General features: G+C 63.2%; 7 protein-coding genes. 2 read left to right on the top strand and 5 right to left on the bottom strand.

The features are described 5' to 3' along the window. The first annotated feature begins 60 nt into the window (after positions 1 to 60). Complete coding sequence (locus AC5RUM_RS00495) at positions 61 to 4,878, top strand: DEAD/DEAH box helicase (protein ID WP_494033107.1); 4,818 nt, start codon at positions 61 to 63, stop codon at positions 4,876 to 4,878. Positions 4,879 to 5,516: 638 nt separating this feature from the next. Here AC5RUM_RS00495 and AC5RUM_RS00500 read toward each other — a convergent pair. Further along, the gene (locus AC5RUM_RS00500) at positions 5,517 to 6,560 is read right to left on the bottom strand and encodes a DUF559 domain-containing protein (RefSeq protein WP_494033108.1); all 1,044 of its coding nucleotides are present in this window, start codon (positions 6,558 to 6,560) and stop codon (positions 5,517 to 5,519) included. Between the two features lie 79 nt (positions 6,561 to 6,639). Then, a complete protein-coding gene (locus AC5RUM_RS00505) occupies positions 6,640 to 7,233 on the bottom strand; it encodes a hypothetical protein (RefSeq protein ID WP_494033109.1) in 594 nt (197 codons plus the stop codon). 317 nt (positions 7,234 to 7,550) lie between these two features. Between AC5RUM_RS00505 and AC5RUM_RS00510 the strand changes: the two genes are divergently transcribed. Next, positions 7,551 to 7,832: a hypothetical protein gene (locus tag AC5RUM_RS00510; RefSeq protein ID WP_494033110.1), complete on the top strand. Its 282-nt coding sequence runs from the start codon at positions 7,551 to 7,553 to the stop codon at positions 7,830 to 7,832. A gap of 49 nt (positions 7,833 to 7,881) precedes the next feature. Here the strand turns inward: AC5RUM_RS00510 and AC5RUM_RS00515 are convergent, their stop codons facing one another. From AC5RUM_RS00515 to AC5RUM_RS00525, 3 genes are all read right to left on the bottom strand, one after another. Beyond that, on the bottom strand, positions 7,882 to 9,750 hold the full coding sequence (locus AC5RUM_RS00515) for an alpha-amylase family glycosyl hydrolase (protein ID WP_494033111.1): 1,869 nt from the start codon (positions 9,748 to 9,750) through the stop codon (positions 7,882 to 7,884). Between the two features lie 239 nt (positions 9,751 to 9,989). Beyond that, entirely contained in the window at positions 9,990 to 10,793 is an 804-nt protein-coding gene (locus tag AC5RUM_RS00520) for a hypothetical protein (RefSeq protein ID WP_494033112.1), read from the bottom strand. A 411-nt stretch (positions 10,794 to 11,204) separates the two neighbouring features. Continuing rightward, positions 11,205 to 14,840, bottom strand: a complete 3,636-nt coding sequence (locus AC5RUM_RS00525; protein ID WP_494033113.1) for a S8 family serine peptidase — start codon at positions 14,838 to 14,840, stop codon at positions 11,205 to 11,207. Between the last annotated feature and the right edge of the window lie 248 nt (positions 14,841 to 15,088).

Raw genomic sequence — 15,088 nt, forward strand, 5'->3', positions numbered from 1 at the left:
GGCTGGTCCTGCTCTCCGCAGATTCAATGCCCCACACCTAGGTAGGGCAAGATACTTCCCATGGGTTCAGCAAGTTTCGAGGATGTCCTCGACCGCCTCTATTTTTCGGCGACCGACCAGCACGACAAGGGAACCAAATTCGAGCATCTGATGAAGCGGTACCTCGAGCTCGAACCCAAGTACGCCGACCAGTTCTCGGACGTCTGGCTCTGGACCGAATGGCCGGGGCGCAACGGGCATGTCGACACCGGTATCGACCTGGTCGCCAAAGACCGTTACACGGGCGAACTGACCGGCATCCAGTGCAAGTTCTACGACCCTGTGCGGACCCTGGACAAGAAGCAGATCGACTCGTTCTTTACCGCCGTCGGCAAAAGCGACTTCTCCTACGGCATGGTCGTCTCCACCACGGACAAATGGTCAAAGCACGCCGAGGACGCGCTGGAGGGCCAGTCAAAGCCGATGACCCGGCTGCGTTTCGCGGATTTGGCCGACTCCACCATCGACTGGTCCGAGTTCAGTCTTGACGCCCCGGAGCAGATGAAGCAGCTGGGCGGCAAGGAGCCGCGCAAGTACCAGCGCCAGGCCATCGAGGACGTGAAGGAAGGCTTCACAACGAGTGACCGCGGCCGGCTCATCATGGCCTGCGGCACCGGCAAGACCTACACTTCCCTGAAGATGGTCGAGGAAATCGTCCCCATCGGTGGCTCAGTACTGTTCCTGGTCCCCTCCATCGCCCTGCTGCAGCAGACCCTGAACGAATGGACCGCCCAGGCCACCGTCCCGCTGCGGCCCTTGGCCGTCTGTTCGGACACGAAGGTCGGACGCAAAGATCACGAGGATGTCAGCGTCCACGACCTGGCGTTCCCGGCTACCACCGACCCTGCCAAGCTCCTGAACCGTGCCCGGATCAGCACCGGCCAGGAAGCCATCACGGTCGTGTTCTCCACCTACCAATCCATTGACGTCATCCACCAGGCCCAGAAGGACGGCCTGCCCGAGTTCGACCTCATTGTCTGCGACGAGGCCCACCGGACCACAGGCATCACCGAGGCCACTCACGACGACTCGGCGTTCGTCAGGGTGCACGACAACACCTACATCGAGTCCGGCAAGCGGCTCTATATGACGGCCACCCCGCGGATCTATGTCCAGGAAGCCAAAGCCAAGGCCGGCCAGGATGACGTCAAGATGTACTCCATGGACGACGAGGACATCTACGGCCCAGAGTTCCACCACCTCGGGTTCGGCAAGGCCGTTGAGATGGGCCACCTGGCCGACTACAAGGTCCTGGTCCTCGCCGTGGATGAGGAGACCGTCAGCAAGTCCTTCCAGAGCCTCTTCGAAGACAACGGAGACCTGAACCTGGATGACGCCGCCCGGATCGTCGGCTGCTGGAACGGTCTGTCCAAGCGTGGCGTAAACGGCCAGCGGCTGGACATCACTGACAGCTCCCCCATGCGTCGGGCCGTCGCGTTCGCTCGGAACATCAAGGAATCCAAGAAGCTGGCCGCCGACTTCGAACTGGTGGGCCGACAGCTGCTCGTGAACCGTGGCGAGACAGAGGCGCCGGCCCTCAAGCTCGAAGCTGACCACGTGGACGGCACCTTCAACGTCCTGGAGCGCTCATCCAAGCTGGACTGGCTCAAAGCCGAAGACACCGCCACCGCCGACGGCGAAGACACCTGCCGGATCCTCTCCAACGCCCGCTGCCTCTCCGAAGGCGTCGACGTCCCCTCCCTGGACGCGGTGCTGTTCCTGAACCCGCGCAACTCTCAGGTCGACGTCGTCCAGTCCGTCGGCCGCGTCATGCGCAAAGCCGAAGGCAAGGAGTACGGCTACATCATCCTGCCGATCGCCGTCCCGGCCAGCCAGGACCCCGAGACGGCCCTGAACGACAACAAGAAATACAAGGTCGTCTGGGACGTCCTGCAGGCCCTCCGCGCGCACGATGACCGGTTCGAAGCGATGATCAACAAACTCGAGCTGAACTGGAACGCCAACGACAAGATCGACGTCATCACGGTAGCGGACCCGTTCGGGGACGGTGACGGATCAGGCACCTCCGGCGAGAAGGCTGCCGGGACCGGGGCCGAGGCGCTGTTCCACCTGGCCGGCGCCGACGAGTGGCGCAACGCGATCTTCGCCCGGATGGTCCGCAAGGTCGGTGACCGCCGCTACTGGGAGTCCTGGGCCAAGGACGTCAAGGAGATCGCGGACCGGCACGTGCTGCGGATCCGCACCATCCTGGACGGCGAGGACGTCCGGCCCCGGGAAGAATTCAGCGTCTTCCTGCAGGGCCTGCGCGGGAACCTGAACGACTCCATCACCGAGTCGGACGCCATCGATATGCTCTCGCAGCACCTGATCACCAAGCCGGTGTTCGAGGCCCTGTTCGAGGGCTACTCGTTCGCGGCCAACAACCCGGTCTCCCAGGTCATGGACTCCATGGTCGACATCCTGGAGAAGTACAACCTGGACTCCGAGGTCGCCAGCCTCGAATCGTTCTACCGCTCCGTCCGGGTCCGCGCCGAAGGGATCACCAACGCCGAAGGCAAGCAGAAGATCGTCACCGAGCTGTACGAGAAGTTCTTCAAACTGGCATTCCCCCGCACCGCCGAATCCCTCGGCATCGTCTACACCCCGGTCGAGGTTGTGGACTTCATCATCCGCGCCGTGGACGATGTTCTGGCGAAGGACTTCGGTGCCTCCATCAGTGACGAAGGAGTCCACGTCCTGGACCCGTTCACCGGGACCGGCACCTTCATGGTGCGGTTGCTGCAGTCGGGACGGATCAAGCCCGCTGACCTGCTCCGGAAATACACTTCCGAGCTGCACGCCAATGAACTGCTCCTCATGGCCTACTACATCGCCGCGATCAACATCGAGGCCACAGTTCATGGGCTGCTCGAGGAACAGGCGGCTGCCGCAGGCCAGGACGCGGGCGCCGTCCCGTATCTCCCCTTCGACGGCATCGTCCTCACGGACACGTTCCAGATGACTGAAGACGGCGACACCTTGGACGACTTCGTCTTCACCTCCAACAACGCGCGTGCAGTGGCTCAGAACGCTTTGGACATACGCGTCATCATTGGCAACCCGCCGTACAGCGCCAAACAGGGAAGCGGAAACGACGACAACGCGAATTTCAAGTATCCGACGCTGGACGAGTCTATTCGCAGCACTTATGCGGAACTTTCCACTGCCACGAACAAGAACTCTCTCTACGACTCCTACATCCGGGCCATCCGCTGGGGTTCTAACCGCATCCTTAACTCCGCCGACGGTGGCGTGGTCGCCTATGTCTCCAACGGCAGCTATATCGACGGCAACACCGCCGACGGTATCCGCAAGACTCTGGCCCGCGAATTCCACGAGATCTACGTCTACAACCTTCGCGGAAACCAGCGAACCTCGGGTGAACAGAGCCGCAAAGAGGGCGGCAAGATTTTCGATTCCGGAAGTCGCAACACTGTCGCCGTCCTCATCATGGTGAAGCGGGCTGGTCACGTCAACGAAAGCCGGCTCCACTATTGCGACATCGGTGACTACCTCGACCGCAAAACCAAGCTCTCTATGATCGACGAAGCATCGCTGAGCAATATCGAGTGGAAGGCAATCGCGCCAAACAGTGATGGCGACTGGATCAACCAACGAAATATCGCGTTTGAATCCTTGACCCCTGTCGGTGGCCAGGGACGTGAATTGCGGATCTTCGACTCGTACGTTCGAGGACTAGAAACTGGCCGCGATGCTTGGGCCTACAACAGCTCACAAGAAGCATTGACCGGAAACATCCGGCGAACGATCGGCCACTTCAACGACCAGGTTAAAACCGGTGAGCAGCGCTTGGACCCCCATGAAGTTAGTTGGACTGCTGGGCTCAGAAAGCGCTTCGACGACAGGGTGCAGCTCGTGGCGGACGCAACAAGGGTCCTCCCAAGCCTCTACCGTCCGTTCGAACACCGACATGTGACAGCGGTTGCCGAGCTTGTCCACAGGCCCGCGATCATTAATCGATGTTTCCCTCAGCCGGGCATAGAAAATTTCGGCTTCTACCTCTTAGGCGCTGGTGCAACAAAACCCTTCTCCTGCTTAATGACCAAAGAAATCCCTGATTTGAATATGTTCGGTTCCGAAGGGGGCCAATTTTTCCCCCGGTACACCTACACTGGTCCGTCGTTGCCTGATGATGATGATCACCTCCTGAGTTCACTGAACCTGTCGTTAGACGGTCCGGAGAGGATCGACAACATCACCGACGCGGGCTTAGCTGACTTTCGCGCAACGTACGGGTCCGAAGTGACCAAGGATGACCTCTTCTTCTACGTCTACGGGATCCTGCAGTCACCCGAGTACAGAGATCGGTTCGCCGCGGACCTGAAGAAAATGCTGGCACGCATCCCCCGGGTACCCGGCGTCGAGAAGTTCCGCGCCTTCGTTGACGCCGGCAAGGCGCTCTCTGACCTGCACGTCGGCTACGAGTCGCTGGAGCCCTACGCGCTGAAGGAAGTAGCAACTGGCTTGGCGGTAGAGCAAGGCGAGTATGCCAGGTATTCGGTCAAGAAGATGAAGTACGCCGGCAAGGCCGGCGCCTGGGACAAGACCCGCATCATCTACAACTCACACATAACGCTGGAAGGCATTCCGGAGGACGCCCACGGCTACATGCTGGGCTCCCGCTCAGCCGTCGACTGGATCCTGGAGCGCTACCAAGTGAAGCAGGACAAGGCATCGGGCATCGTGAATGACCCGAACGACTGGTCCCGTGAGCACGAGCAACCCCGCTATATCATCGACCTGATCGGCCGTGTTGTGGCCCTCAGTCTGGAAACGAACCGAATTGTGGATTCGCTGCCCGGGCTTGGTTTGGACTAGGCCTTCGCGGCGCCGCAAACGGACCGCTTCGACGGCCCAGTTGTTGCCAAAGGCAGCGATCACGGCGGCCCCGGCCAGGCCCGCCATGAAGGGTGTCAGCGCGGCCCCGGCCAGGCCCGCCATGAAGGGGGTCTGCGCGGCTCCGACAAGGAGACTAGCGGTGAGGATGCACAGCCAGGACACGGAGAAGACCTAGCTCCACGAGCAGATTTTGTGTGCCGTGTACGACGCAAGCGCGTCACGCCATGAGCCCGACTCCAACACGGTCGGGGCACCGGCGGGGTCTTTCGCGGCGACAACGAGATCAGCCACGAAGTAACCAACAGGGGAGCCTACGTGACCAAGGCCTACGGTCCGCTCGGCGCCGGCGAGGAACGGTCACAGTGTGAGGAGTGGAGTACACCGACACGAAAGGCAACCGGGGCACCCCCGCCGACCTGTTCCAGCTGCAGCAGGAACTGTGGGACGCCCAGTGGAAGCTCCAGAACGGGATGGCCAAGGCAGCCATCGCCGCCGGCCGCGGCAAGACGACCGCGCCTCCAACCGGGGCAGCTTCGCATCGTACACCCACGCCGAGCCGGCCATTCGGCTCTAGCCTGACCGTCCGCACCGAGCAGGATTGGAGCACGATCCGGGTGCTATCCGGCGAAGCCCCTGCGGACGAGCTCGATCTCGTGGTAGTCGCCGTGCCGCCCCGTGCGCGGCTGAATGCCCTGGATCTCCCATCCGAGCGCTATCGCTTCTGCATGCAGTTCCACCAGGACTGCCCCAGCGCCGTCCCGGACTATGGACGTGTCATATTCCGCAGCCCCTTCCAGATTCGCCGTGCCGGACCATCCCGGGCCGAAGGGACTGAACTTGTCCCCGAGCCAGATGACTTTGGCCAGTGGCCCGATGAACAGCGATTCTCCCCAGGGGAACCTTGAGATTGGTTCAAAATCCGGCTCGTCCAGGCCCTCGAGCAGCGGCTCCAGGACGGCGCGCCAATGAGCCTTGTCGCTCCCCTGCAGGTCGAGCGGGCGGACGAAGCGAGGGAACTCTGCCCTCATGACGCGGCCAAGGTAGCGGCCGCCGCCCACGACTGCCAGGTGCAGGTTCTCACCGGACGCCTGCTTCCAGGTCATGGTGTGAACCCCGAACATGTATTCGTCTTCCCGGATCGCCCCGAGCCGCGACTTCTTCTTCGGGGGTGAGGGCTTCCGTGCGACGGTACGGACGACACCCGGGCGGCCAGCGACGGCGTCACCAATGGCCTCCACGAGTGCCGGGAACGCGGCGACAGTCAACGTACCGGAATCCGAGACGACATCCCGTTCCCCTATCGCCTCCAGCCCGCCGAGCCGCAGCCGGACAACCCGCCAGCCAGCTTCGGCCAGCAGCTCGTTGCGGCGCTGGTCCTGCTCCACCCTGTCGGCATGGTCCTTCTCCGAATCGATCTCGACGCAGACGCGGCTGTCCGCGACGATCAGGTCAGGGGTGAGGACCGGGTACTTGTTCCTGGGCTCATCGAGTCCGCGCTGGATCCCGAGACGCTCCCCCACGAGGTTCACGCCGGCGGCCGTCAGCTTAGCCCGCGCCGTCTCTTCAAGTTTGGACGTCAGGCTACTGCCAGTGAGCAATGATCCGATGGGGTGCTCGGGCACTTTCGGGGCCGGACTTTGCTTGGTGACGATCTTCGGCACTGCTCTTCCTCGTGGTCATCTCGTTCTCGGGGGGAATACCTCGCTCCGAGGGGCCAGCGATGGACGTCCATCAGTAGCGTCAGCCCTTGCGTTCCTTGGCGATCCCGATTCCGAGCAGGATGAAGATTGGCAGCGCGAGCAGGACGTTGATCACCGTGGGCGCCGGACCGTACAGCTGCCTGACGGTCGAGGTCACGGCGACGACGGCGGTCCCGGCGGTCAGCCCCAAAATCAGGAAAGGGATGATGCCCTTCCGCTGGCGGTGCTTGACGAGCAGGATGATGCCGCACGTCAGAAGCCCCAACCCCACAAGGAGGAACAGCACCGCGTAGGTCAAGGCGTACACGTTGCCGTCATAGTCGATGACCATGGACACACCGGCGATGGATGAAACCAGCGACCAGAGCCCGAGCACAATAGTGATGATCCCGGACGCCACCCGGAGGCCGGAGGACTTCGCCTTTTGCTGCCAACGCTGCTGTGCCACTGCATACGGCTGGGGCGGGTAGGGCGCGTACTGGGGCTGCTGGTAGGTCTGCTGACCGTAGGCGGGAGGAGCCTGCTGTCCGTACGGCTGCGGCGGTCCGTACGGCGGCTCATTGCCGGGGACGGGGCCTGACGTCGCGTGGGACGGGTAGCTCTGCGGCTGCGGTGCCGGGATGTTTTCGGGCAAGGTTCCCCCATGCGTAGTGACGTGATCGGAGTCAGATTACATGTTTCGAACGGCCGAACCTGATACCTCACGGCTGACCGTGTCCCGTGCCGCTGCGGGATCGCCAGCTCTGCTCCTCCTCCAAGCCGGATTGGCCAGGGGGTCGGCAGTCCGGCCCCCTGGCTCTCAGCTGAGGCGATGTGCACGATGATGGCGGGGCGCTCTCCCCCGGATTCCGGTGGCCGACCCGCATGGGTGCCGTGCACCGGAGGGCCCACGTCCGCACATATGAAGAGCAGACACTCCCCTCCCCCCGAAGGACATCATGAGCACCCCTGATGTCAGATACCCGGCACCGCGTCGCCGAACAGGTCGACCCCTCACTGATGACCGGGACAGATCCGCGCGAGGTTCGCTTCTGCGTCCGGGAGTATCGCAACAACGGCCGCAACGAGGTCGCCTCTTATGAGCTGGGCAACGGGCTGACGGCGTTCATCAGCTACGCCCTGCAGCGCGGCTTCGCCCTCGTCATCCGAGACCTGAACGACCGCGAGCTGTCCGCTTTCCCGGGTCGCGGACAGAAGGAAATCCGGAGCGTGCTCAGCAACTACCTCTCCTGACAGGAAGCAGGGGGGGTCGGAGCTCCGCCCCCCTGCTTTTGGAGTGCCTTTAGGGCGTCAGGATGACGACGCCCGCGGGCGGGACGGTAACACTGATCGCCAGCCCGTTCCGGGCCTCCGCCGCCACCTCCAACCCCAGCTTCGCCTGGTCCGTCGAGTAGGCGTACTTGAACTTGCTGCCCACCGAGTGCAGGCGCGAGTCAATGGTCACCCACGCCGTCCGCGCGGCAGCCAGTTCCGTGTTGATGGCGCACACCACCTCACGGTTCGCCAGGATCCGGCTCCAGGCGACGATGGATGTCATCCGGCCCTGGCCGATCCGGTCCGGATACCAGAACGTTGCCCCGTCCTCGGAGATGGGCCGCAGGTACTGCCGGCCACGCCGCAGAGCGAGCTCACCGGCGCGAACCGCCAGAATCTTCGCCAGCTCCAGGTAGGTCTGCCCTGTCTCGTCGAAGAAGTGCCTGTTCCGGCTCATGAACGATCCGAAACCTCCTCCGAACATCGTTTCGCGGATGAACCTGTCAGCCTTGTCGTTGCTTTGAGGTTGCGGATCAACCGGGGTGGGGAATTTACCGTCGAAGCGCTGTTCGCTGCCGTAGTAGATGCAAGGGATCCCCAGCGTGATTGCATTCATGGCCAGGATAGCCAGCTCCAGTACACGCCCTTCCGGATCGGACGCGAACCGCGCCTTGCGATTGGGACCCATGCGGATAAGGTCGTGGTCGTCGAAGCCTGTGACCACGTGATTGCGGAACCACGTGTGGGATGGTTTCACCACCTCGCTGGAGTTTCGGAAGAGATCGAAGTAGTTTGCCGGCCGGCCCCAACCTTTGACGGTGTCCACCATGAAGTTCTGGACATCCATCAGCCCCAAGGCCGCGTCGAGCCCCGTCTGGTCGCGGGTCGTAATCGCATCTTGGCGGCTGCCTCCAATCTCTCCCACGAGGAAGAACGCATCCTTGCCGATGGACTGGGCGAACTCATGAATCTCGGAGGCGAAGAACCGGGTTGCGCCGTGGTCCATGTGCTTGACGGTATCGACCCGGAAACCGTCCAAATCCGCGTAGGCGAGCCAGTACTCATAGGCCTCCGTAATGGTCCGGAGAGCGTTCGACGGCACATAGTCAGGCAGGGGCCCAGTGCCCTGATGAACATCTTTCAGGCCGTTGAAATCGCCTTCTATTGCATCCAGATTCCTCTCGATCCAGTTGACGATCTCTCCCTTGCGCGTGAAGGCGTCCTCGGACTGAAGCTCCTTGGGCCATACGGCGCTGTCCACGTCTGCAAGATTGACTGGATTCGGGAAGGGCAAGGTGGCCGCACCGCTGGGATCTCGCCATCCCCGAACCTGGTAGGTCGCCCCGGTCCATGACGGCCTGGAGGGGGTGTCGTACTCGAAGACGTCGGCAGAGTGGTTCAGGATCACGTCCAGAATGACGTAGAGCCCGGCGTTATGCGCGGCCGTTACGAGGTCTTTGAAGTCCTGGTCAGTGCCGAAGTGGGGGTCGATTTCAAGGAAGTTCTGGATCCCGTAGCCGTGGTAGTCGTCCACGGCCTTACGTTGCCGCATCACCGGGCTGATCCACAGTGTCGAGACGCCGAGCCGCTTCAGGTAGCCAAGCTTGGAGGCGATCCCTTTGAGGGTGCCGCCAAGCCATCGGGCTCCGGCAGCCTCCCACGCTTGTATGTCCGCTGGCGTCGTGACCGCGTTGCCGGCATCAGCGGGCGTGAACAGTTGGGTGGTGCCCTGGACGACGTTGCCGGCTACATCCTTGTAACCGTTCTCCTTGCCGTCGGAGAATCGGTCGACCAGGAGGAAGTAGATCACTTGATCTGACCAGTCGCGCGGCGACGGGTGGTAGTGGTTCTGTTTCAGGATTTGTGCCCACTGGATGTCTTTGATCGAAAGCATCATTGCCTCACCATCAATTTGCGAGATTTTTCAGGGGGAAGCTAGCTTACGCCCACTTCCCAAGGGGCTGCCCGCACCTCATCGGACGAGTTCCCGCCGCAGTCACGGCCCGGCGCACAAGGCACCACTCGCTGTCACGCATCCGTGCAGCTCATGGTGGCGGGCGGCATCAAACGGCATGACGAGCCCAAGTATGGCGAAGAAACCCATGCAACGGAAGGGGTTTCAAAAAGCCCTGGGTCCTAATTTTGCTGTTGCGGCGGCAGCGGGAGGAATTCGTCTACGGCGTCCTTCCAGCCAGCGGTTTCCAGGTCAAGGTCGAGGCTCTCCGGCATGGGTGTATCAACCGGTGCAATGTACAGCCTGATTTCCCCCGGCGGCACCCAGGACGTGGCAGTCACCGTCACCTCGCCGGTGAAGATGTCCTCAGGGAGATCCAGCCAGCCCCTGATCTGCAGCTCCTCGATGAGGTGCAGCGTTCCGATGACGGCCAGCATCTCCCGGCAGACCGTGTGCATGGCCGCCAGGTACATTTCTTCCGGGTACATCCCGCCGCTGTAGGAGCGGCGGATTTCGTCCTCGTGAAGCAGGTGCCCGTACAGCCACGCCCCGGCGAGCTGCTTGTTAGTGAGGGTGCCGCCGACCCACCGCGTCTTGGGCATCCCGTGGGGGTAGTCGGGGTCCGCCACGTGGAACTCTCTTCGCAGCAACTTGGCCCGCTGTATCAGGCCCGCGGCACCATTGCGCCGCTTCATGGCAGTCGTGACCGCGTCGAGGACGGCATCGTAGTGCACCTTGTCGCTCTTGAGAAACACGGGGCGGACCCGGGCCGCGGCCGACTCCAGCTGCTCCGTCGGGATGAGCACCACCGGAGTCATTTCAACGCTCGTTTCGCCGGTCTTGACGTTTCGCTTGAGGACGGGCTTGACCTGTTCCTGTGCGATCTTCCGCAGTTCCCCGATGTCCTGCGCCAGGGAATGATCCTGAACGATACGCGCCCGCAGGACGAATCTCTTCAGCAGCCCAACCTGGTGATCCTGCAGCACCTTGCCCCCACTCCCCGCTGGTACCCGCCTTCGGCACCGTTTTCCGAACCAGCCTAGCGTCGGCCAGACTCGGTCAAGTGCCGGGGAGCGTCAGTAGCCGGGTCGTGTGCCGGCGGTTGCCACGGCGCCGAGCATGAGGTCGCGGAATTCCCGGTCCGGGTCGGAGCGGCCCACGCCGTTCAGCCCCCGTTGCTGCCCAGGAAAAGTGACTCCATGCCTGCCACACCAGTCGCTCCTACCGGCTGAGGCTTACTCCATTTTGACTTTTGGCCCATCTGGCAGCACTCATCGCTCACTGGCGTCTTCGTCGGTTAGCTCCAAACGAAGACCCGCAGCAAGAAAATGGCTGCGGGTCTCGAAAATAGCAAAAACTATCCCGGCCACGGGGCTGAGGTCGGGATAGCCACGCTGCTAGGGAATCCGAAGGGTGGGGCCGGAGTATTTGGTGACCGTCGTGTACCCGGCCTTGGACCCGACAACCCGGACTTTGAGGGTGTCGTAACGGTCCGCGGCGACGAGGCGGTACGTCTTGGCGGTGGCCCCGGTGATGGCAACGCCGGAGCGGTACCACTGGTACCTCAGGGTCGTCCCGTAGGTCCACGTGCCAGTGTTGGCGGTGAGGGTGTAGCCGTACCGGGGTACGCCGGAGATCCACGGGGTCGGGGCAACCAGGGTGCCCGCGACCACGGCGGTCGTTGAAGCTGAGTCCTTAATAACGGTGGTGTAGCCGGGCTTGGATCCGGTGACACGGACCTTCATAGTCTTGCCGAGGTCAGCAGCCGGCAGCGTGTACTTCGAGGCGGTGGCGCCGACAATGGCGACGCCGGAGCGGTACCACTGATATTTCAGCGTGGTGCCCGCAGTCCATGCGCCCGGCGTTGCGGTCAGCGCGTAGCCCACCTTCCTGGTCCCGCTGATGACCGGCGTTGGTGCTGAAAGCGTCCCGAGGGCGACCAAGGATGTTTGGGGTGAATCTTTGACGAGTGTGGTGTAACCGGCCTTGGCGCCCGTAACTCGGACCTTGATCGTTTTACCCAAGTCCGCGGCTGTGAGGGTGTAGGCAGAGCTGTTCGCGTTGGTGATGACTGCGCCCGATCGAAGCCACTGGAAAGTTGGCGTGATGAACGGCCACTTTGAAGTGTCCGCATGCGCTGTGAGAACAGATCCAACCTTCGGGGTGCCTGTAATGATGGGGTTTGGGTCAGCAAGCGTTCCTGCCAGAACGGGAGCGGTCGGGGCCGATTCCAAGGTCAACGGTGTGTAGCCGTCCTTCGTGCCGGTCACTCTGATCGTCAAGGTCTTTCCGACATCCTCCACGTGCGGGGTGTAGAAGACGCTGCCGGAGTTGGGAATTTGCACTCCGGCCCGATACCAGGATTTGGTTATCCGGGTGCCCGAGGGCCACGTCGACTGCATGTCGGCTGCCAGCATCTGGACCCCCAATTGCGGTGCCTTGGACGGGATGTAAGGGCTGCTGGCACTGAGCGTTCCAGCGATCACCACTGCCGTTGCCGCAGACCCAAGAGTCAGCGATGAGTATCCGACTTTGGCTCCTGTGACCGTGACGGCCATTGGATGACCGAGGTCTGCGGCGTCCGTTGTGTACGAGCTGGTCATTGCGCCCAGGATGGCGACTCCATTCCGGTACCACTGGTAGTTCAGCGTGGTGCCCGCGGTCCAGATACCCGCGACTGCAGTCAGTTTCTGGCCGACAGTTGCCGTTCCAGTGATCGTAGGAGTGGCTCCGGTAAGGGTGCCGGCGGCAACTGGTGCCGTTGCATCGGATTCAACCGTGAGCGGAGTGTAGCCGGCAACGGAGCCGGCGATGGCGACCGTGAGCGGCTGTCCCAAGTCTTCGGCGACAGGAGTGTAAGTCCTTGCCGTCGCTGTCGGGATTGACGCACCGCTCCGGTACCACTGGTAGCGAAGAGTTGCGTCCCCTGTCCAAGTGCCCGGAACCGCAGAAAGTGTGGCACCGACGGCCGGGTCACCGGCGACGGTCGGCTTGGGGGCAGTGAGTGTCCCTTCGGAGACCGGCTCGGTTTGGGCGGAGGTTCCTGTGACGGTCCCCTCATCCAGTGACAGGCTATGCACCGTGACGGTGACCGTAATGGTCTTCCCGAGATCGGAAGGTTTTGAAGTGTAGGTCCTGCCGTTGGCCCAGGCGATGGGACCATCGCTGTTCGACCACCGGTAGGTCCAGAAACCATATCTGCCTTCCTGAGCCGTCAACGTTGAGCCGACTTTCGCCTCACCCGTAATCGAGGGGGCGTAGGCTGGCGAAGGCGCGACCGTCTCCGTGGGGGTGGGTTCCGGCGTGGGCGTGTCACTCGGCGCAGGAGCGATGGTAGCGATCGGTGTCGGTTCCGGGACGACTACGGGGTCAGAAACCGCGGAGGCGGAGCCCCATCCCTGCTTGTAACCAACGACCCGGACGCTGATGGACGCACCAAGGTCGCCGAGGTCGAGATGGTAGCTGCGGTCGGTGGCGCCGGGAATGGGCTCGCCGTTGCGCCGCCATTCGTAGCTGTAGATAAGTCCCGTCGGCGTCCAAGCGCCCTCGTCTGCGGTCAATGTCCGGTCGTACTCTGGGTTACCCAGAATGGCTGGCTTCCCGGGAGTGAGCGCGGGTGCTACGGGCATCGAGGCCCGGACTGCCGCCCACGCGTCGACCAGACCGGTGCCGCAGCCGCCCGTGTCGCAGGTGCCGGGCAGCGGCCTGGCGGTGGCCTTCATTTTCGCTTCCACATCGGCTGGGGTGAGGGTGGAACCGGAGGTCATCATCAGCGCGGCGAGGGCGGCCACGTGGGGTGCGGCCATCGAGGTGCCCTGCATGAAGCCGTACGCTTCGGTGCCGACGGTGGTCTCGCCGTCATTCCACGTGGACAGGATCGCGTTGAAACCGCTGGCGGTCGCGTCACCGCCGGGTGCGCTGACATCCACTTCCGGGCCGTAGTTGGAATAGAACGCCCGGCTGCCGTCCCGGCCGGTGGCGCCGACGGTGATGACCTTGTCGCAGTTGGCGGGGGTGGACTCGGAGGTCGGCGAGTTCTCGTTGCCGGCCGCGGCGATCACAGCCGTTCCCCTGGATGAGGCGAAGTCCAAAGCGGACTGGAAGTAGGCCTCGCACTGCCCTGAGCCGCCAAGGGACATGTTGATGACCTGGGCGGGCGTGGGGTTGGCGGGCAGGCCGGTGACCGTTCCGCCTGCGGCCCAGACGACGGCGTCGGCGATGTCGCTCATGTAGCCGCCGCACGATCCGAGGGCACGGAGCGGCTGGACCTTGGCGCCGTAGGCGACGCCGGCGATTCCTCGGCCGTTGTTGCCGACTCCGGCGATAGTGCCGGCCACGTGGGTTCCGTGCCAGGAGGAGGGTGCGCCGTTGCAGTAGTCACCGGCGTCGGTCGCGTCCGTGTCGCGGCCGTCCCCGTCGTTGCTGATGCCCGGGTCAGAGATGAAGTCGTAGCCGGGGACGATGTTGGCCGCCAGGTCGCTGTGCGTGGTGATGCCCGTGTCGATGACGGCGACGGTGGCCCCTCGACCGGTGGTCACGTCCCACGCGGCCGGTACTTGTATGCCGGCGGTGGATTCCGAATAGTCCCACTGGTACTGGAAGAAAGGGTCGGAGACGGTCGCGGCTGGTCGGACGAAGGTGTCCGGCGCGACGTACTCGACATTGGTCTGACCCCGCAGTGAGGCGACGACGCTGGCGCGTTCGCCGGGGGTCAGAGTCTCACTGGTCTGGACGACGGTTTCCCCGGTGGCCGTCGCCCGGAGCTCCTTCACGGAGACCCTTGAGGTGCGGCCGGCCTGTCGGTAGGCTTTGGCCCGCGCGCTGGCGGCCCCGGCAGTCCCGGGCTTGAACTTCACGACGAAGCGGTTGGCCGCCTGGGCGGGCAGCTCTTTGGCTGTTGAAGGCGGTGCCACCGGCCCCGGGTCGATGGCCGGCTCCTGGGCGGCTGCCGCGGGAAGGGCGAACAATGTGCTGAGCAAGAGGGCGGCGGCGCTGAGTGAGGCGACGACGCTGGTCAGGCGCGGTGCTGGCATGTGGTCCTCAGGGACATGGCCGGCGCTGGCACCGGCGGACGGGCGGGGGCGGGAAACACGAGTACTCTGAACGGCCCGGGCCCCCGCCAAAACTTTAACCTAGAAGTTCTTTTGTTCTTGAGCTTTGGCGGAGATCCTGCGTTTTTCCTGCGATTTCGCCCTAGATTGCGGCTGGAACATAGGTGCGCCGCTGTGGATGCCTGTTGGGCCCCCTGCTCCGGCGTGGAGCATGCGCTCAGCAGCATCGC

This window comes from Arthrobacter sp. B2060 (assembly GCF_059090445.1).

Bases quoted from the DNA above. Each gene is read 5' to 3' on its own strand.
- AC5RUM_RS00525 (WP_494033113.1), bottom strand. From the start codon at position 14,840: ATGCCAGCACCGCGCCTGACCAGCGTCGTCGCCTCACTCAGCGCCGCC.
- AC5RUM_RS00495 (WP_494033107.1), top strand. From the start codon at position 61: ATGGGTTCAGCAAGTTTCGAGGATGTCCTCGACCGCCTCTATTTTTCG.
- AC5RUM_RS00510 (WP_494033110.1), top strand. From the start codon at position 7,551: ATGTCAGATACCCGGCACCGCGTCGCCGAACAGGTCGACCCCTCACTG.
- AC5RUM_RS00515 (WP_494033111.1), bottom strand. From the start codon at position 9,750: ATGATGCTTTCGATCAAAGACATCCAGTGGGCACAAATCCTGAAACAG.